At 43.2% G+C, this 20,103-nt stretch carries 17 protein-coding genes; 8 read left to right on the top strand and 9 right to left on the bottom strand.

Annotated elements, in window-relative coordinates; all coding sequences use genetic code 11:
• Positions 1 to 92: 92 nt before the first annotated feature.
• Complete coding sequence (locus CIK89_RS07110) at positions 93 to 1,145, bottom strand: nucleotidyl transferase AbiEii/AbiGii toxin family protein (RefSeq protein WP_094390688.1); 1,053 nt, start codon at positions 1,143 to 1,145, stop codon at positions 93 to 95.
• Positions 1,142 to 1,741, bottom strand: coding sequence for a DUF6088 family protein (locus CIK89_RS07115; RefSeq protein ID WP_094390689.1), 600 nt, complete (start codon positions 1,739 to 1,741; stop codon positions 1,142 to 1,144). The genes CIK89_RS07110 and CIK89_RS07115 overlap by 4 nt, the downstream gene beginning before the upstream one ends.
• A gap of 753 nt (positions 1,742 to 2,494) precedes the next feature.
• Here CIK89_RS07115 and CIK89_RS07125 point away from each other — a divergent pair.
• The 4 genes from CIK89_RS07125 to CIK89_RS07140 are packed head-to-tail and all read left to right on the top strand — an operon-like array spanning position 2,495 to position 6,557.
• Complete coding sequence (locus CIK89_RS07125) at positions 2,495 to 3,754, top strand: caspase family protein (protein ID WP_094390691.1); 1,260 nt, start codon at positions 2,495 to 2,497, stop codon at positions 3,752 to 3,754.
• A gap of 3 nt (positions 3,755 to 3,757) precedes the next feature.
• Positions 3,758 to 4,861 carry a hypothetical protein gene (locus CIK89_RS07130; RefSeq protein WP_094390692.1) on the top strand — a complete coding sequence of 368 codons (1,104 nt, stop codon included), beginning with the start codon at positions 3,758 to 3,760 and terminating at the stop codon, positions 4,859 to 4,861.
• A 2-nt stretch (positions 4,862 to 4,863) separates the two neighbouring features.
• Entirely contained in the window at positions 4,864 to 5,526 is a 663-nt protein-coding gene (locus CIK89_RS07135) for a hypothetical protein (RefSeq protein WP_094390693.1), read from the top strand.
• A gap of 8 nt (positions 5,527 to 5,534) precedes the next feature.
• Entirely contained in the window at positions 5,535 to 6,557 is a 1,023-nt protein-coding gene (locus CIK89_RS07140; protein WP_094390694.1) for a M14 family metallocarboxypeptidase, read from the top strand.
• A gap of 27 nt (positions 6,558 to 6,584) precedes the next feature.
• On the opposite strand, the gene CIK89_RS07145 is transcribed toward CIK89_RS07140, so the two are convergent.
• Positions 6,585 to 7,745 carry an MFS transporter gene (locus CIK89_RS07145; RefSeq protein ID WP_094390695.1) on the bottom strand — a complete coding sequence of 387 codons (1,161 nt, stop codon included), beginning with the start codon at positions 7,743 to 7,745 and terminating at the stop codon, positions 6,585 to 6,587.
• A 111-nt stretch (positions 7,746 to 7,856) separates the two neighbouring features.
• Here CIK89_RS07145 and CIK89_RS07150 point away from each other — a divergent pair, with 111 nt between their 5' ends.
• Positions 7,857 to 8,789, top strand: a complete 933-nt coding sequence (locus tag CIK89_RS07150; protein WP_094390696.1) for an AraC family transcriptional regulator — start codon at positions 7,857 to 7,859, stop codon at positions 8,787 to 8,789.
• 78 nt (positions 8,790 to 8,867) lie between these two features.
• On the opposite strand, the gene CIK89_RS07155 is transcribed toward CIK89_RS07150, so the two are convergent.
• Positions 8,868 to 9,302 (bottom strand): DUF4384 domain-containing protein, encoded by a 435-nt coding sequence (locus CIK89_RS07155; protein ID WP_094390697.1) that lies wholly within the window; start codon positions 9,300 to 9,302, stop codon positions 8,868 to 8,870.
• Between the two features lie 277 nt (positions 9,303 to 9,579).
• Between CIK89_RS07155 and rd the strand changes: the two genes are divergently transcribed.
• Both rd and CIK89_RS07165 read left to right on the top strand, forming a co-directional pair.
• On the top strand, positions 9,580 to 9,741 hold the full coding sequence (gene rd / locus CIK89_RS07160) for a rubredoxin (RefSeq protein WP_094390698.1): 162 nt from the start codon (positions 9,580 to 9,582) through the stop codon (positions 9,739 to 9,741).
• A gap of 54 nt (positions 9,742 to 9,795) precedes the next feature.
• The gene (locus CIK89_RS07165; RefSeq protein ID WP_094390699.1) at positions 9,796 to 10,170 is read left to right on the top strand and encodes a desulfoferrodoxin; all 375 of its coding nucleotides are present in this window, start codon (positions 9,796 to 9,798) and stop codon (positions 10,168 to 10,170) included.
• A gap of 108 nt (positions 10,171 to 10,278) precedes the next feature.
• Here CIK89_RS07165 and CIK89_RS07170 read toward each other — a convergent pair whose 3' ends face one another.
• The 3 genes from CIK89_RS07170 to CIK89_RS07180 form a co-directional block, all read right to left on the bottom strand.
• On the bottom strand, positions 10,279 to 12,024 hold the full coding sequence (locus CIK89_RS07170; RefSeq protein WP_254046638.1) for a sulfatase-like hydrolase/transferase: 1,746 nt from the start codon (positions 12,022 to 12,024) through the stop codon (positions 10,279 to 10,281).
• 308 nt (positions 12,025 to 12,332) lie between these two features.
• Positions 12,333 to 13,391 (bottom strand): GNAT family N-acetyltransferase, encoded by a 1,059-nt coding sequence (locus CIK89_RS07175; RefSeq protein WP_094390700.1) that lies wholly within the window; start codon positions 13,389 to 13,391, stop codon positions 12,333 to 12,335.
• 354 nt (positions 13,392 to 13,745) lie between these two features.
• Positions 13,746 to 14,507, bottom strand: coding sequence for a DUF4384 domain-containing protein (locus CIK89_RS07180; RefSeq protein WP_094390701.1), 762 nt, complete (start codon positions 14,505 to 14,507; stop codon positions 13,746 to 13,748).
• A 1,808-nt stretch (positions 14,508 to 16,315) separates the two neighbouring features.
• Here CIK89_RS07180 and CIK89_RS07185 point away from each other — a divergent pair.
• Complete coding sequence (locus CIK89_RS07185) at positions 16,316 to 17,023, top strand: SIMPL domain-containing protein (RefSeq protein WP_254046639.1); 708 nt, start codon at positions 16,316 to 16,318, stop codon at positions 17,021 to 17,023.
• A gap of 94 nt (positions 17,024 to 17,117) precedes the next feature.
• Here CIK89_RS07185 and CIK89_RS07190 read toward each other — a convergent pair whose 3' ends face one another.
• Together CIK89_RS07190 and CIK89_RS07195 are read right to left on the bottom strand one after the other, a co-directional pair.
• The gene (locus CIK89_RS07190; RefSeq protein ID WP_094390702.1) at positions 17,118 to 18,575 is read right to left on the bottom strand and encodes an NADH-quinone oxidoreductase subunit N; all 1,458 of its coding nucleotides are present in this window, start codon (positions 18,573 to 18,575) and stop codon (positions 17,118 to 17,120) included.
• Positions 18,576 to 18,598: 23 nt separating this feature from the next.
• On the bottom strand, positions 18,599 to 20,080 hold the full coding sequence (locus CIK89_RS07195; RefSeq protein WP_094390703.1) for a NuoM family protein: 1,482 nt from the start codon (positions 20,078 to 20,080) through the stop codon (positions 18,599 to 18,601).
• Positions 20,081 to 20,103 lie beyond the last annotated feature (23 nt).

The following is a 20,103-nucleotide window of genomic DNA, read 5'->3' on the forward strand; positions in this document are numbered from 1 at the left end:
TAAATTGTTTTTCTACAAAATTATACTGGGGGTGCGCCAAGCTGTGGCAGAGGTTGGAGAAAAAGTAGATTTTGTTAAAAATTTATCTACATTCAACCTTTAGGGACATCTAAAGCTCGGAATTGTTCTTGAAGGTTCGTTATCTTTTCCATCAACTCGCCGAAAGTCAGAGGTTGCCCATAAATGAAGCTCTCCTTCATTTCGTTATAGTCAGCTTCGTAAGAGGACATCAGTTCGTCACTTGGTACAATCTGAATAGTGGCAGGTAGCTCTTTGTCGTAATCCACATAACCAACATGATAGAACTTGCGACGATGTTCCACAATCTCATGATAGAGCACCAAATCATTAAGAGCCATTTCTGCGTATGGGGTTTGCATCAGTTTCTCCAAGTCGTAGAAGTGACGTGTCATTCTATGCGTTCTCGGTTCGTCCTTCTGGAACTCTTCACACAAGAGGAAAGCTTTTTCCAAGAAAGTCCTGGCGGGACTGACAGTGCGGATTGTCTGGACAAGGTCGGAATCCACATCTTCATCCTTGAAGGTCTGTTCTATAAGTGATGAAATTCTTCTCATCTCGTAAGGCTCGGACATTGACAACACGCTAATCTCTACTTTAACCGTTGGTATTGCGTATGCGGCTTGGCTATCGTAGAGTGAAGGATATTGAACATAAAGAACAGATGGGTCTTTATCGTGTGGTACCTTTCTTGTCTCGCCATTTTCATTGGTTATGTTATTGTCTGTTAGAACTGTTACGTCAAGTCCCAAATCAGCCAGTTTTTTCATCAACTCGTCCTTAAACTCACCAAACAGAAAGTCTTGCCCTTTCTCTCGAAGATTATGGATTTGTGTATTACTGGTACAGCTCGAACAAGAGAGTTGCTTGACGTTCAAGAAATAGTCTCGGCTCAACGCCAAGTCTATATCTTCACTGAATCGGTTGATGATGTCCCAGCCTTTACTCAGGCTTGTACCGCCTTTGAACAACAGATACTCAGATACGCTAGTGTGAAACAGCGCATACAATACTGCTGTTACCCACCAGTCCTTCTCAGCAGCAGCTTCATCAATTTGTCTTGCCTCAACTACACCTTGTATCATCGCCTTTCGCTCGTCGAGCGAGAAATCTATCCATTTACTCATTGCTTTATTCCTTTCTTTATAATTTGTCGCATCCATACAGGAGCCAACAATAAATCATATTCTATGGTGTCAGTCTCAGGAGTTTCTGAGAACAATTGTCCAATCCTCGCTTCAACATCCTGAGTGATGTTATGCTCACCAATGTTGCGTAATGCCTGTACCAGTTCTGGCATCAAACGTCCTCGGAATGCAAAGTTCTTAGGTGCCCCATGCTTCAGAGTCACTGTTCGATTCCCTAATTTCAATTTTCGCCCAGACCCAGTAGTCAGAAAAATAGTATTCATGGGTACTTGCGTTGAGAATCCTAAGCGATTAGCGGCTGTGGCTCCAGTTGGTATAACTTTTGCCTTATCTCGTTTAGCAATTTCTTTCACTAATTCGTAAGCCGAAGGGTAAAGGATGCCAAAACGTGTCTTGCGTGGCTTGACATACACACCCTTGGCTATACGGGTAACCAATCCTTCTTTCTCAAATATGGCGAGTAACTTTGTGACATACTCAACATCATACTGAGGAAAAGAAGAAACAAAGAATATCTCGCCGAATTTACTGCGAGTAATCTTCTTTCTAATCTGCTGTACTACTGCATTCTCCATTGATTTTGTATATAAATTATGGTCGGAATGATAACAAATATTTCCGACCACAAAGATATAAAATTTCTTTCATACAACAATACTTTAAGTGTTGAAATTAAGTTTCATTGGCAAATTATAGCGTTTTTCTTGTTGTGCAGATGGCATTCCTATATAAATAATGTGTCGTTTTTTACATTAGGTGGCAATATAGCCAGAAAAGACGACTTCAAGAATAAAATGCCATGACTTAATCAAATCATGGCACACTTGTATGCTATTTGTGGTTCAAAAAAGTTACAAACGTTAAATATTCGTCTTTTTCCCAATCTTTAGAATCTAGGTTATCACTTTTCTACCGCTTAGTGCATAAACCATTAATATAAAACACTTTACAAATACGATGACTATAATACTGTAACGCGACAGGACTTCTAAGACAACACTCTTTCTTTACATTATCGCATTACTTCCCATTATTAGCGCCCCACACTTACTATTGCTAAATGTACGTATCACATCCCATGTAACTCCGTTAGAAGTCCCACGTAAGTCCCAATAATCATACAAGCAAGATAGGAGACTGATAGGAGCCACCACGGTCGTACAAATGGAACACTAATTACGTGGTCACATTTGCATGTTGAAATAGTAATCATCACCATAAAGATAAGACTTTAGCCTTGTACCACACATTTTTGAGTATAATGTTCTTTGTTTCAGAGAAAAACATGTAACTTTGTAGGCATGAATTAATTAAAAAAACCTATCCTTATGAAACAAAGGTATTATAGATTTGGAATATTGACCTGTCTGCTGCTTTTCCTACTGACGGGCAATATAGTTGCGCAAACCAATGAAGAGAACCAACAGACCTACACCAAGCTGATGAAACAGAAAAATTATGGCGATGCTATCAGACTGATGGAGAAGGTTCTGAAGGACAAGGAAAGTAAAACTGCCGAGAACTACTACAAACGGGCTGCCGCATACGCTGCCATAGAATCTTATGTAGAGGCTGTGGCTGACTGCACTTCGTCGCTCATGCTCGACGACACCAATACAGAGGTATATTTTCTGCGTGGCAAATGCAAGTATCTTTTCGGTGATGTAACCTATCAAGACGATTTACTCAAAGGCGGTGAACAAGGTCAGAAGTATTTGGCAAAACTCGGAGCTAAGAAGCCAAAGGCTGAGCCGCAGCAAAACTACTATGCCCAGCAAACTCCCAGTCCAAAACAGGACATGACAGATGTGGATCAGAACATTCCTATGGTAGCTGCCAACAGCAACAAACACACGTTTGTGGTTATTGTGGCAAATGAGAAATATATGGAGAATAACATCTCTGCTGTCAACTATGCCGAAAACGATGGCAGGATATTCCGCCAATACTGCATCAGGACCTTGGGCATTCCTGAAGAAAACATCCACATGAAACTCAATGCCACCAAAAACCAGATGCGTGCAGAAATGAAATGGGCACAAAATATCAGCAAGGCTTTCGGACAGAAGGCCAATATCATCTTCTATTATTCTGGTCACGGAATGCCTGATGAGGTAAGCCGCAAAGCCTATCTGTTGCCTGCCGACGGTATAGCAAACGATCCTGAGAGTGCTTACCCCCTATCCACACTCTATGAACAACTGGCAGGACTGCAGACCAATGCCGTAATGGTATTCCTCGATGCTTGTTTCAGCGGAGCACAACGCAACGGTGGCATGCTCACCAGCACCAAGGGTGTGAGCATCAAGCCCAAAGCCGAACAGGTCAGCGGTAAGGTAGCCGTATTGAGTGCCACAAAAGAAGACCAGACCGCCTATCCCTACAACGAGAAGCGCCACGGTCTGTTTACCTATTTCTTACTGAAAAAACTCCACGACACCAAGGGCAATGTGACATTGGGCGAACTGAAAGACTATGTAGAGTCTAATGTCTATCAAACCAGTACCGTGAAATATAAGACGCAGACCCCTACCCTCACCATATCGGCAGCCAACGAACAATCATTGTTGAACATGAAACTCCGTTAACCCATGATCAAGAAATACATCCTACTCCCACTGTTGCTGATTGCCGCAACATTTATTTATGCGCAACCTCAGCGCAAAGTGTTATTGACGCTCAAAAAGGGCGAAATACTTTATTATGCCGAATATGCCAGCAATATGCGCATTAATGGTCATAAGTTTACTTGTATTCTTAACGATACGCTAAATGACAAAAAGATCTTTATCCACAACGGGGAACGAAAAGTAACAGCAAGCGAAATCTACGCTTATAACATCAATCCTGACGATTTCAACAAATGCGTCTTTGAATATTACAACAATATCAAAGGTACTGACAAACAGCAACACTACCTATCTTTATATGGAGTGAATTATGGACCATACGAAGGCATCGACTACTACTACGAGACCGACAAATGCGATGATTATACCGGACAATCAAACATCAACTATGCCCTCCCCCATGAATTTAGATTCACGCTCATGGGCGAAGACTATTTTCACTACGAAGACGGTAGTATTCTCGACGCAAAAGAAACGAGATACGAATATCAAAGTCCGAACAAACAACACGAAATCCACATTGATCATTCCAAACGCTTTGTCACCTTGGATGACAGAAGATTTATCATCCCGATTCCTATGGATGGAAACTGTAGTAAATACGATCCAAGAGTCTGTCTGTTTGACGATGGTACTTGTTTCTATGAGCAGACCTGCGAGATGACTCCCGGAATCAAAACATTCCAGTTCTTTATCACTCCAACAGCTATCAAACAACTCATCGTAGGAAAAGAATACTACGATTTCGACAAACATCAGGTACTACCTTATAAAAAAGATGCAGATTATTCAGGTTCTATTGATTACATGCTGTGGCCTTACGAACGCCTTGGATGGGATTACAAGAACCACGAATTAGTTACAACCTACAACTTCACCCTTCAAGACAAGAGCAAACGCCATCTTTTTATCGCCAATTGGAAGTATGATTACGTATTGATTGACGGAAAGAAATACGGAAAGCACTGCCCTATAGATGCTTTCTACGACGAAGATACCAATGCCTTTGCATGGACCACTATCGAAGGCAACGAGATTGTGCTCTATACTTTTGATCTCAACTGACAATGTGGCTTACCATTCTCTTTGCCATCACCACATTCTTCTCTGACTACCACAGAGAGGCTCAATGTGCTATCGACCTTTTCAACCAACATTCGGAGATAAGGACTGAACTCTGCCATTATCTCACTGAAGAAGAGAGCCGCATGGCACAAGCCATCGTCATGCCCGAAGTGGCAATGTACACCAAACTGGGTGGACAGATGGAATATCGCACCCTTTGTCTGATGTATATTCTCCACAGCAAGGCTGAGTTCAGCATCGGCCTGTTTCAGATGAAACCCTCGTTTGTAGAACAACTCGAACAACAACTGGCTGCCGATAAAAACTTGAAAAGAAAATATGCCAAACTCTTCATCCACAAGCGCAACGCACGCGAATGTAGAAAAATACGCATGGACCGCATGATGCAACTGAAATGGCAGACTCGCTATCTGGCTGCCTTCGTGGATATTTGCAAGCAAAAGACTGCCAACATCCACTTTACTTCCACGCAAGAGCTGTTGCGTCATTGGGCAACACTCTATAATGCAGGACTGCATCGCAGCGCTGCCGATGTCAATCGCTTGCAGAGACTCAAACAGTTTCCTCACTTCCGCAACAAATACAACTATGCCGATGTGGCATGGGAGTTCTATCAGCAACTCAACAATACAACCTACAAATAGTATAAGTCATGAAAAAACGAATCCCGATTACGCTGACAATATGGATACTGCAAACGCTCTTGGCAACTGCTGTCCACTGTCAATCCCTTCAGTTTGTAGAGACCGACCACCAACACTACACCTTCGGCGAAATGATCACAGACCTCGATTCCATCGCCAAACGCTATCCCGACTTTGTGAGTTACGAACTTGACAGCGCCACAACCCTACTGGGACATCGGTTGCCTGTGGTGACACTCGGCAACCGTTCGGCTCGTCACCACATCATGGTACAAGCCACCATGCACGCTCGCGAATATATGGCAACACAACTCACCATGGCACTCCTCGAACATTATGCCCAGATGTGCTATCAAGACATTTGTGAATATAAAGGCCAACGCATCAGCAATCTGCTGCAACAAGTGTGTTTTGTCATCATCCCGATGGTCAATCCCGACGGAGTGGAGATTGCACAAAACGGCAGCAACGGTCAACTGACCGATGAAGTGAAACAATGGGTAAGGCAGACTGAAGACAACGGCACCTCGCATACAAAAATCAAAGCCAATGCCAACGGGGTGGATATAAACCGCAATTTCGGCAATGGCTTCAACAATCCGTTTACTTCAAGCCGTAAGACCCATCGCAGTTTCAATTTCTATTCGGGCTTGTTGCCCTACTCCGAGCCAGAGAGCCAACTGATGCTCCGTGTGTCGCAGCGCTATGACTATGACCTTTTTCTCAACTATCACACATCGGGCAACATCATCTATTACGGATGTCAGAATGCAAAAAAATACGTCAACAAGTTAGCCCACGACTATGCCAAACTCATCCATTGCCACACCAATTATCCACTCTATGGTCCAGATAGCGCTCCTGCCGGCGGCACATGGGCTGACGACGTAGAGATTATCTACCAATGTCCCAGCGTTACCGTAGAATTAGGAAGTACCAATCCCGTACCCATCTCGGAGTTTCCTGCCATATTCGAAAAGCATAAAAATGTTTGGGCTGACCTCGCTATCGAAGTGCTGGACAACCCATAGCCTCTATACTTTTTAATGCATATCCCATCAAGAATGGGAAAGTGCAGTCTTGGTAGATTTTCTGTAAAGCAACATCAGACAGACAAAACCCAACAAACAGAAAGGAATACCGGCAAGTGCCGTATAACGCGGTGTGCAACCAAACGAGATGGGCAATCCGCCAACAAATGCACCAAGCGCATTACCAAGATTGAACGCCATCTGTACGCAGGCACCTCCCAGCATCTCACCACCTGGTGCATGACGCAGAATGAGGAATTGCTCAGGACCGCTTACGGCAAACAAGCAGCCAGCCACTACCACCATAAGCACTACCGAGAGCCATCCATAATCGGCAAGGAAGAAAATCAATATCAGTCCGACAACGGCAAGAAGCTGTGTGGCTGGTGCAACACGATAGGCTGAATAGCGGTCGGAAAGCACTCCACTCAGTATGTTGCCGAGCACCATTCCTGCACCAGCGGCTATCATCAGCATCGGAACTTGAGTCAATGCAAATCCACTCTCTTGCGAGAGCAACGGAGAAATATAGCTGTACCAACAGAACACACCACCATTGCCAAGCAATGTTGCCGTAAGTATCAACCAAGGAGCACTGGTGCTAAGAAAGCGAAACTGCCCTTTGAAACCTGTCACTGGCAAGCGATCCATATTGGGCACCCAGCGCCAGATACAGCAAAGGACGAGCAAGGCACATATACTGGTAATGAGGAAAGGGAATCTCCAAGACCATGTGGAACAAAGCCAAGACGACACCGGAACACCCATCAGGTTTGCCACCGTCATTCCTGCTATCATGGTTGATACTGCCTTACCCTTCTTATCTTCGGGTGCAAGATGCACAGCCACGATAGACGCTACTCCGAAATAAGCACCATGGGGCAGTCCTGAAATGAATCTTGCCACCAGAAACAACCAGTAGTTGGGAGCAAGCACAGAGAGTACGGCACCCGCAAACATCACCAATGCCAAAAACAGCAAGACACTCTTGGGCTTGAATCTATAGCCCACAATGAGTAGCGGTGCACCAACTGCCACACCTAAAGCGTATGCAGAAATCAGGTGTCCTGCCTGCGGAATACTAATCGACAAACTTGATGCTACTTCCGACAAGATAGCCATCATGACATATTCAGTAATACCTAATGCAAAAGTGCCAAGAGATAAGGCAAAGAGAGCTTTCTTCATTTGTGTTTTCAATTTTCGTGCAAAGATAGGGTAAGAAAGTAAGGTATAATTGGTAGATATTATCAAATAATTGTCTAATTTTGCACCGACAAGCATTATACCTGATCGATTATGAGGAAATATTCAAAGTCAAAGGATATGGTTACCGACGAGAAACAACCTGCGTATGAGGTGCTCGACTACGACACAGAGGGAAAGTCGTTTCGCTATCTGCATCATGAGGTGCCGATAAGCGAAGAGATTGCCATCCACTTCCATCCTGAATTGGAAATCAACTGGATAGTGCGTGGCTATGGTATGCGCATTGTTGGCACCTGCCATGAGTTTTTCTCACAAGGTGAAATGGTATTCATGCCTGGCAGCATGCCCCATTGTTGGATATACGATCCTGAGTCGTGTGGCGACACAGGTCGCAAGGAGTCGCATGTGTGTCAGTTGTCTGCCAACATGTTGTTGCATGCCTGCATCATATTTCCCGAACTGAAACCTGTAGTCAACTTTCTGCTTAGTCTGCGCCAAGCATATCTGATTACGGGCAACAGCAAAACCGTAGTCTGTCAGCAACTATTGGCGATGGAGCATGCTGATGATGCCATGAGGCTGTGTCATCTGTGGTCTGTCCTTACCTATATAAGTCATCACCCTGCCGATTTATTACCCATTGGTAAACCAGAAGACACCACGTTTGAAATGAATCAGAGTATTGAACAGATGCGCAAACTATTGGACTTTATATCGCTTCATTATAAAGAGGAAATCAGGCTCAATGATATTGCCCAGCATCTGAATCTCAGCACAGCGTCCTTCTGCCGATGTGTGAAGCAGGCCACTGGTCAAACATTCATTGCTTATCTCAACAGTTATCGGTTAAACAAGTTTTGCGAACTGTTACAATCTGACACAACACAGCGCATCAACGAATTGGCATGGGCATGTGGTTTTGGCGACATCCCCTATTTCAATCGGTTGTTTAAGAAAGTAAAAGGCATGACTCCATCCGCATGGATTGCAGAGAGTCGGAAGTGTGTGGAAACAAAGTCGTAAGATTTGAGCGAGTCTGAGACATCAGAATGAGACAAAACTGGCTGTTTCCAAATACTGTATGAAATATCTGTAAATTCGTCAAGGCTGCCCTTTAATAACGATATTCTTCACTTCCACTGCCATATCAAGGTCGTTGCGTCGGCAACGGGCAAGCCATTTTCTGAAGTTTTCTACTGTAGTCTCTCTGGGCATGAGTACTGTGGTTGAACGGTCGATGGTCTTGGTCAGAGGATTGGGTGAGAAAATGATGTAGAGCTGATTATACTCTTTGCTTTCTTGACTGTTGAGTATGTATTCATCTACTAACGAAGCGATACTGCGGTCAGCATCCTTAGGTGAGAAAAGCACATAACGACGGTTTGCCTTTACTGGAAAATTGCCTGTCGTCTGTTGGCGATAAGGCAAGAGGCAATAGGCTTTCTGACTCTCATCGATGAGATAAACCAGACAATAACCATCAGTGGGCGACTGGAAAGAGAACACCGTGTACATGATACTGACAGCCTTCTGCATGAATTTCTTCGACTTAAAAGAGCGTTTTCGTTAAGCCAAATATGCTGAGTTAAGCTTGTTTTCACTATGCCATGGCGAGAATAGATGCACTTAAATAAATGCGCATTTAACATCATTTGCAGAAAAAAACTTGGAAGCTATCCATATATTTTCCATATTTGCCAAATCTATCACTCGTTAAGCCGTAGAACATCATCCTTATAGATCATCAATTCGGCAAGCGACAGATAGTGAGAGTAATCAACCCTAAGAAATAACTTTTTAAAAACCAAGAAACATGAAAAAGTATGTATGTGATGTATGTGGATGGATTTACGACCCAGAAGTAGGTGATCCCGAAGGCGGTATTGCACCAGGAACAGCATTCGAAGACATTCCCGATGATTGGGTTTGCCCTCTTTGCGGAGTTGGCAAGGACGAGTTTAGTCCAGTAGGCTAATCTACGTTCTCAGACTCTATATTCATTTAACTTTTAATATTAGGAGGAACTATCATGACAAAAATAAAACAAGTATATCGCTGCCCCATCTGCAGCAACGTAGTAGAAGTATTGCACTCTGGAGCTGTTCTGAGTTGCTGTGGACAACCCATGCAACTGATGGAAGAAAACGCTACCGACGGAGCCTACAAGAAACATGTACCTGTTATCGAGCCCATAGAGGGAGGTTTTCGTGTCAAGGTAGGAAGCGTGGAACACCCCATGATTCCCGAGCACTATATCGAATGGATTGAACTCCTCACTCCTACCGATGTGCTTCGTCATGAATTGAGACCAGGCGAGAAACCTGAAGCTATCTTCATGACTAATGCCACAGAGGTGACAGCACGCGAATATTGCAACCTACACGGACTGTGGAAAGGCGAATAATACATTTCTCACTCATTTATACAAACAAGGACAACGAGTACTAATGCTCATTGCCCTTGTTTTTTATTTATTCTGTTGACGAATGGCATACGACTACAGATATAGAAGCTACTTAAAGAAACGATTCAGTTGCTTCACAGCCTTATCAAATTGCTTGACAGGCAAAGTATAGTTCTTCACAGGATTCATCTTGCTATCGTATATATCAAGCGACCCCTGTGGAGTCTTTTCCAAAATACTATCTTTGTCGATAATGAAAGCATAATTCAGATTGCTACCTACTATCTGCCACAGACGGGGTGAACTATCAGTCATAAGCCTGCCCATAGAATAGTCGTCTTCAGGATTCTTCACGCCTAAATATTCCTTCATCAACGTAGGGACCACATCATAATGAGTCGTACGATGTGCATACTGATGTGGCTGTTGTCCTGGCACATGCCATATCATTGGAACTCCTATCTGATGAATAGAGAAATTACTATTGTTTCCCCAGTAATTGCGATGATTCTCATTAAACTCCTGACTATGATCGCCAGTGATTATAACCAAAGTATTCTCCAACAATCCTTGCTTCTTCAAAGTCTCAAACACTCTGCCTAAGAGTAAATCATCTTGGTAGCAAGTATTGCGATAAAGATTCCAAAAAGGAGTGGGATCCATATTGTTGTTCAGTTTCGTGTAGTCGGCAAAGGCCCATGCTGGCTGAAAACGCGTATTCTTATCGACAGGTAACTCAAAACTATGAGGAAGGTCAAAGAAGAGGAACGAGAAGAAAGGCTTTTTCTTGTCCTTTCTACCTTCCACATCGGAAATAAAGAGATTGGTAATACGAGTATCTCGGTCCAAGGCTGTCTTACCCTCGGTCTCTGTTCGTATACCAGGTACACCACCAAAGATAACCCTGCCGAAAGGAGGGTCTGCCCATGTAGCACTGGGATAAGTATGAATATCATATCCTAAAGCCTGCAACCTCTGTATCAAGAGTGGTTGCACATGAGCAGGTTCAAAACTTTCCCAATAATAGCAAGACAAACCGAAGAAAAGGCTAAACACACCACTCCTCGTACCATTGCTTCCACTCGTATGATTAGTATACCATTGATTCTGTTTAGCAAACTGATAGGTATGAGGCATGCACTCAGGAGTCAGCGCCCTGCGATTCCATGAATCAATAAGAATAACTACAATATTGGGTAAAGAATCGGGGTTTTCCGCTTCTAATGGGTGTATGGGATATTGCAAGTCAGTACTATGTCTGCCCTGGGTATTCCCCATTCCTCTTGGTTGTTTGAATCCCCACTTGAGCAGTAAACCATTAGAAGTAGTAGGAAAATAATAAGGTAATAAGGTGGCACTCTTCATAACCGACTGATGCTGATAGAAGGCTGCATATACATGCCAAAGATGCGCATAAAGCGTACTGCCTACAAAGATGCCTACCATCAGCCAAGCATAGGCTTTTCTTCTCCATAACCAAAAACGATGAGACAGATACCACACTCCCACTACGACAGCTGCGACAACAGCAAAGAGTCCTACTTCCTTAAGATAGAGCAAGATATCAAAATTGAATATCTCGCCTGCACCCTTGCCAAAAACCATACTCAACACAAAACCATTGATATGGAAATGATAGATGGAAAAAACCTGCGAGTTGAGGTAATTGAGCACACTGAGCAACACCACTCCAATTATCTGCACCACCAAAGCCGTCTTTCTGTATCGACACAACAGGAACAATAGACTTAAGAGATAAGGCACCAATGCAAACTGCGAAGCATGACTCACGCAAGATGCAGCAAAGAAAACCCATCCCTCCAAATCCATATAGTCGAGAATGGAACTATCCACAATATAAAAGCCAAACTGAATGGCTATCAATATTGTAAAAATGCATAAAACAAAAAACCTTGTTTTATGCTCTTTATCAATTGATTTTTATAAGTCATATTTAGGTAAACCTTAATTCCGCAACACTATTATAAATTAAACTTTTTAAGTACCTGAACAACAAAAAGTTCTTGCTTTGGCAAGCGGCAGAGCCGGTTACTTAGACTAGCTATGCGGCAGAGCCGAGCGGCCCAGGATTTTGCCATGTCGAAGAATTCACTTATCTTAGTGTTGCAAAAAGAAAACAAGCAAAAACTCCTTCTTTTTCTTTATATCCGCTTTTCTATGCGGCAAAGTGGTTCGTTTATGCCACCCATTTCCTTTTTATATCTTTCGTCGCCACGACACATGTCGAAGTCTACTATACCTTCGTTCATCCAAAGCTTTGTAGCCTCCAAAATAAGCAATATACCTGGCGAATAGCGACTAAAAGAGGTGTCGATAGCAAGACGTGGCATAAGTAGATTTTTGTTATGACGATATACAATCATAAATGCTGCAGGCTTTTTGTCTATTTCCAAAACATAAAGTTGAGCATCTTTTAGTTTTTTCAAGCTTGCTGTAGCGCAACCGTTTTTCACCTCGTAGACAGCCTTTAAGTAGGTGGTGATATTGCTGAAAGCATTATAGCTCTTGTGTCGCCAAGCCATCTTACGTTTGAAATAGAAATGCCAAAGATAGCGCAAATAGCTGTCGGAAGCCATATTGTCGTGGTTAAACACTTTTAGCTCCATTTTCTTACCATCTGTGGTAAGATGATTATACGACTTGCGAATATTCTTATATATATTTTTAGGTAGCGACGACACATATTCTTCGTGAGAAGCAAATTGTGTTAATGGTACATGAAAGCTTGTACGCTCGATAGTATTATTGTCGATTAGCTTCATTATTTTAGCAAAAGGAGTTTGACACGGCACATCAGCAAGGCTTAGCGTCATTCCCTTACATGAGGCTACTATATGGTCGGCAATAGCCTTCATTATCTCCTCGTTGCCTTCGTATGTATATGGGCAAACCATATTCAGCACACCTCCTACTCGGCATGATGGTATTCGTGCCTTTTTTGATGAGCGTGTAACAGCAAAAGGAATAATGGCGAAAGGTTTACCATCTACTGTTATTAAATCGTAGCGCATAATGGTAGTAAGTATTCCTAAACCATCTGTAGAATGGTGAGCAATGAAGTAATTCCATTCGTATGTCTGATAGTAGGTATAGTTGATGTATGCAGATGTTTTGTTTTCTGCTATCTTGTCGAGCACAAGCCATTGATTCTTAATGCTTTCTATCTTGCTATGTTGACTAATAGATATATTATTTTTCATAAGTCTTATACAATAGTTCGTTAAAATTTGAGTATATGGCTACGCAGCCTTAGGCTGCCAGCCAATGAGTTCTTAGACTAGCTAAGCGGCAGGGCCGAGCGTCCCAGGATTTTGCCATGTCAGAGGAATTCACTTAATTTAGTGTTGCTGTAATAATCAAACAAAACCTCATCAGACATGACAAAAATACAAATAAAATCTGAGAAACTCACTCCTTTTGGAGAAATTTTTGCAATCATGGAGCAATTTAACCCAAATCGGTCTTTATAAAATTACAAGATGCTTGTTCTAATGATTTGGTTAAAACAAATGATATATATAACCACCAATAAGCCCAATTGGTATTGATTTTCTTCATTTTTCATGCCCTTTAATAACGATATTCTTCACTTCCACAGCCATATCAAGGTCGTTGCGTCGGCAACGGGCAAGCCATTTCCTAAAGTTTTCTACTGTGGTCTCTCTGGGCATGAGTTCTGTGGTTGAACGGTCGATGGTCTTGGTCAGAGGATTGGGTGAGAAAATGATGTAGAGCTGATTATACTCTTTGCTTTCTTGACTGTTGAGTGTGTATTCATCTACTAACGACGCGATACTGCGGTCGGCATCCTTAGGCGAGAAAAGCACATAACGACGGTTTGCCTTTATTGGGAAATTGCCTGTCGTCTGTTGGCGATAAGGCAAGAGGCAATAGGCTTTCTGACTCTCATCGATGAGATAAACCAGACAATAACCATCAGTGGGCGACCGGAAAGAGAGATAGAGTTGATCGTTGGTATTGAAGCGGTCGGTTTCAAACTTATCGTCGGTGCCATTACACAACACTTTTGCCATAAACTCTACCTTGGCTCTTTTTATTTCGCGCGCCTTTCCCTTTACTTTTGCTGTGATGAGAAAACCATCATCTTGTGGTATTACGGTTATATCCGGTTTACCGACGGTCTCTATCCATTCGCCATTCACCTCGTATTCTGCCACCTGTACAAACTTATCAATAGATTCACTACTGGTTTCTTTGGCAAACGACGAATTGGTCATCGATACGGTAGTTCCAAATTCGTCTGCCAATGCTTTGATTTTAGCTCTTTGCAAGGCATAGTCCTTGGCTTCGCGCAACGTGACATTTTGTGGTGCTGCGTATGTATATTCACCTGCTACGGTTTACACCTTCTGCGCCATCAGCATGATGGGACAAAATAACATGGCAAAAAGCATCGTAAACTTCATTCTATTCATCATCTTTATAGATATCAAATTTGTAATGGTTAGCATACTTATTGTTTCACGCTGCAAATATAAGGACTATTTCCGGTTTTACAAAGTCTATTTTCACATTTTTATTGTAGCAGTACGAGGATGGCTCATTCATACTCAACATGAAACCCAAGCTCTATATACTAATGTACGCACGCGCACATACGCGCACGCGACTCGTCAACTTTTCGACCACCGACCACCAATTACGTATAACAACCTACCATATAGCATCTTACAACGGTGGTCAAAAGATATTCAAATGAGTGATCGACCACCAATCGACCACCCATCAATATCCATGGCTGCCTATACAGTCTCCCCTTCAACACCATTCTTTATTACTTGATAACAATAGGGATAGTACCTTCTATGACAGGCCATATTGTTCATTGTGTTTGTACAACATTACACAACATTTGGCCAAGCGTTGGAAAACACCCTTGCCAAACGTTAGAAAATACTTTTATCAACGTTGGAAAACACTTTTGTCAACGTTGGATAATACTTTTATCAAACGTTGGATAATACTTTTATCAAACATTGGATAATACTTTTATCAAACATTGGATAATACTTTTATCAAACGTTGGATAATACTTTTATCAAACGTTGGATAATACTTGAAAATAATATAGTAGTTTACACAACTACTCGTTTTCCAGGTATTTGTGTCAACTGCAAGTGTTATTGCATCTATTTCTTTTATTTGTGCCAACAGCTATGTTCTGTTCATAGACCTAATAACACCGCACTGGTTTTGTAAATGTTTAAGCCATACAACAAACGCCACCATGTAAAATTATAATATATTTTTGCCCTAAAATCCGTTATCATTAGCAAAATCTTAACAGTACACATACATACTTGATAACTAAAGCGTTAGACGATATATAACGGCTTATAACGTGAGAGGGGTGTGGCATAGAATTCAGAAAGATCTGTTGACAGAAGTTAAAATTTGAGAGAGAGTAGAACTTGGTGGTGAGAGATTGGTATTGTGATGTGTTTTATGTATATTAATAGGTTCGCGCGCGAGCTGTGTTATGGTAGGCGCACGTCAAAAATACCCATTATGGCCATTTCTGCAACTTCAACTTGTCAGTGTACCACCCGACGGGTTGATTCGCCACAGACGCCTTGTAAATGCCTTAAAACGGGTATTATAATCACCAGATAGTATCGGCGATTTGACTATTGGCTGTTCGTCGCCACCTCGAACCATCTTCGTCGTGTTCTCGTCGTCATTTCGCTGTTTTTTCGTTGTTTTCTCGTTCGTTTTTCGATTGGTTCTTTATCGGCAAACGAATGACGAGCGAGAGACGAACGAAAGACGAACGAGAACCGAGCGAAAAGGGAACGAGAAGCGATCGAGAACGGAACGAAAATGGACAGAAAAAAGATTAAAATTCAGTGTGTTTTGTAAACAAGTATGCCTGCACATCGCATTCATCTTGTTAAAAATGTTAGCATACTATATATAGACATGATAGTATGTTGGCTATTGTTTAGTGAAGAGGTATCATACGATTTGCTAAAAACTGAATGAGATATATGTTTTCAGAGACGCAGAATGTAATAAATGTGAAAAGAAACAGAATAATCGCTATTTTTCTTTGTAATACGAAACAAAAAACGTAGATTTGCCAACGAATACTAATATTAAAACTATGATGAAACTCAACGACAAACAAACAGCTGCTGCCATTATCGCTGTAGGCATGGCATTCATGGGAATGGCCATCCGCAATGGCATTGTGACTTTTAAAGACCGCGACCGTACCGTGGCAGTCAAAGGATTGTGTGAACGCGAAGTGAAAGCTGATAAAGTGACATGGTCGCTAACCTATAAAGAGATTGGCAACGACCCTTCCGCCATGTACGACCTGCTGGAACAGAAGAACCGCAAGGTGGTGGCTTTCCTCAAATCGGCAGGCATCAAAGATGATGAGATAAGCATCAATCCTGCAGAGATTGCTGACCGGCAAGCCGACAACTATGGCAACGAAATCATGAACTACCGCTATAAGGCGAAAAGTGTGATTACCGTCACGTCAAACAATATCGACCAAGTGAGACAACTGATGCGCCGACAGGCTGAACTGATGAAGCAAGGCATTGCAATCGTCAGCGAAGAGTATAGCAACAACGTCACTTATGAGTTTACAGGGCTAAACCGCATCAAACCAGAAATGGTGCAGGAGGCTACCAAAAACGCTCGTGCCACTGCTCAGAAATTTGCAGACGATTCCGGCAGTAAGTTGGGAGATATACGTAGTGCACAACAAGGACAATTCTCGATTGAGAACCGCGACAACAACACACCGTATATCAAACGTATCCGCGTGGTCAACACCATGGAATATGCCTTAGACTGATACAGAAGCAGTATAAAGCAGAACGGTAAAAAAAGTATCGTGCCCCTTCTGACCTACAGGTCAAAAGGGGCACGACTGTTATAGTACGACTACTTTATGCTGCAAAAGCAAAGAGTCCGTCGAAGATGCATGAGCATACACCGAAGAGCACAATACCAGCAATGGTAAGTACCAAAGCTACACGAGTAGCGCAATCGGTGGTAAAGGTAGGCAATGGGTTCTCAGACTTGTTGATATACATAGCCTTCACGATGAGCAGATAGTAGTAGAGTGACACTACCGTGTTGATCAAGGCGATGAATACCACAAAGTAAGCCAGGAACGATCCCTGCTGAGCGGCAGCCATGAAGACGAAGAACTTCGAGAACATACCGGCAAATGGAGGAATACCTGCCAATGAGAACAAGGCGAGCGTCATGAGGAATGCCAAGCGTGGGTTGGTCTGATACAGACCATTGTATGCCGACATGATGGTAGAGCCGTTGCCACGCTGTTCAACAGTATTGATGACAGCGAATACAGCCATATTTGCCACCACATATACCAATACGTAATACATCAGCGAAGCCATGCCCATCTGAGAAGCACCAATCACTGCCAACATAATGTAGCCTGCCTGTGAGATAGAACTGAATGCCATGAAGCGCTTGAGTTCTGACTGGCGGATAGCGAAGAGGTTGGCAATAGTGATGCTGAGCACGATAACGATATAGAGCAGATACTCCCAATACTCAGTAAGAGGAGCAAATGCACGCGAAAGTACTACCAACAGAGCGAAGGCAGCTGCACCTTTTGACACGACGCTGAGATAACCAGTAACGGCAGTAGGAGCACCCTGATAGGTATCAGCAGTCCAGAAGTGGAATGGAACAAGCGAGAGCTTGAAACCGAGTCCGCTGAAGAAGAACACCAAACCCACAATAGCCAAAAGCAAAGAGGGCTGATAGTGTGCTACGCTGAAAAGCATCTGGAAGCGTCCTGCAACGTCATTGAAATAGAGCGTGCCTACTGTGCCATAAATCAAAGAGATGCCATAGAGCATGACACCACTTGAGAATGTGGCAGTGAGTACAAACTTAGCAGCAGCCTCAGCTGAGCGATTCTTATACTTATCGAATGCCACGAGACAAGCCATGGGCACTGAAGCCATTTCAAGTCCAAGGAAGAACAGCAGGAAATTGCCGCTCGACATCATGACATACATACCAAGCAGTGTGGAAAGTACCAATACATGGAACTCACCTGCAAGTTTCTCTGCATCGCGCTCAAGCCATGACTGGGCTACAAGCACTACGAGAAGTGTACCGAGAGTGAGAATAATCTTCATCACCTGAGTAGCCTTGGTAGCTACATACAGTCCGCCAAAAGCTTCTGCAGGACCTACGAAAGCGCATGACACAATCTGTGCCACGAGCAATACGGTCATCAGCATGCCGAGCGTCTGCACCTTCTTCTTTCCCTTGCCAAGCATCAGGTCGGCAAAGAACATGATAACCAGAGCAAGCACGAGTGATGCTTCTGGTAGCATATGTAAGAATTGTCCGTAATTCATTGTTGTATCTTGTATTTAAGGGATTAAAGAATGTTTGCCAGAATAGGACCTACTGCATCGCTGATAACATTGCTGGCCCAGAGAGGGAACAGACCGAGACCTGCCACACAAGCAATGAGGCAGATAACAGCTACACGCTCGTCCCAAGAGGCATCGGTCAACTCCAGGAAGTGAGGATTCTTCACCTCGCCATACAGAATCTTGCCGACTACACGCAGAATATAAACTGCGGTGATAACAATACTGGTACAAGCGATGATGGTGCAGACACGATGGAACATGTCGCCATTCTCAAACGAACCGACGAAAATAGTCATTTCTGCAATGAAGCCTGAGAAGCCGGGAAGACCAAGGTTTGCCAAACCAGCAATCACATAACCCACTGCAAGGAAAGGCATAATCTTCATCAGACCGTCCAAATAACGAATGTCACGAGTATGGGTACGACCATAAATCATACCGATGAGGGCAAAGAAGAGAGCCGTCATCAAACCGTGTGACAACATCTGCAGTATGGCACCAGTGCATGAAGTCTTGGTCATCATCAGCAGAGCGAAAAGCACCAAGCCACAGTGGGATACCGACGAATAGGCGTTGATATACTTGAGGTCGGTCTGTACGCAAGCAGAGAATGCACCATATACCACAGAGATAGTGGTAAGAATCAAGAAGATCCAAGCCAATTCATTGGCAGCATCAGGCAGAAGGTACATAGCCACACGGAAGCAACCGTAGCCTCCCAGTTTCATCAGTACACCAGCGTGAAGCATTGATACTGCTGTAGGGGCAGAAGCATGACCGTCGGGTGACCATGTATGGAATGGGAACATAGCACCAAGCACACCGAAACCTATAAAAATGAAGGGGAAGAAAATCTTCTGAATCTCTACCGGAATATTGTTCATGGCAGCAATGGCATTAACGTTCATCGTGGTATGACCACTGAAATAATAGATGCCAAGAATACCAATAATCAGCAGAGCAGATCCTCCCATCAGCATCAGAGTGAGCTTCATGGCTGCATACTCCTTGTTACCACTACCCCATACTCCAATCAACAGATACATGGGGATAAGAGCAACCTCATAGAACATGAACATAGTGAAGAGGTCGGTGCAGATGAAGAAACCATAGACACCAGTGGAAAGCAAGGTGAACCACAGGAAATACTCCTTTGTCAGTGGCTGCAAACGCCATGAGGCGAATGTTCCGGTGAAGACGATGATGCTCGAAAGCAACAACATCACAACAGAAATGCCATCGACACCTACAGAATAGGCAATATTGAGAGGCTTGAACCATGGAGTGCTTGCTGTAAGCAACATCACGTCGGTATTGCCGGCAGCACGCTGCTGAACAAAATAGATGGTCAGCCAAACAGACAGTGCCAGCAGACACGAAGCGCCAGCCACCATCACACCACGCACCTGATTGAGGCTCTTGCTCAGCCAAAGGCCAAGGAGCATCAGGGCGGGGATTACTACGAATAATGTCAATATACTCATTGTTTCGATTTTTCTTTATTCAT

This window comes from Prevotella sp. P4-119, assembly GCF_002251345.1.
Lineage (GTDB): Bacteria > Bacteroidota > Bacteroidia > Bacteroidales > Bacteroidaceae > Prevotella.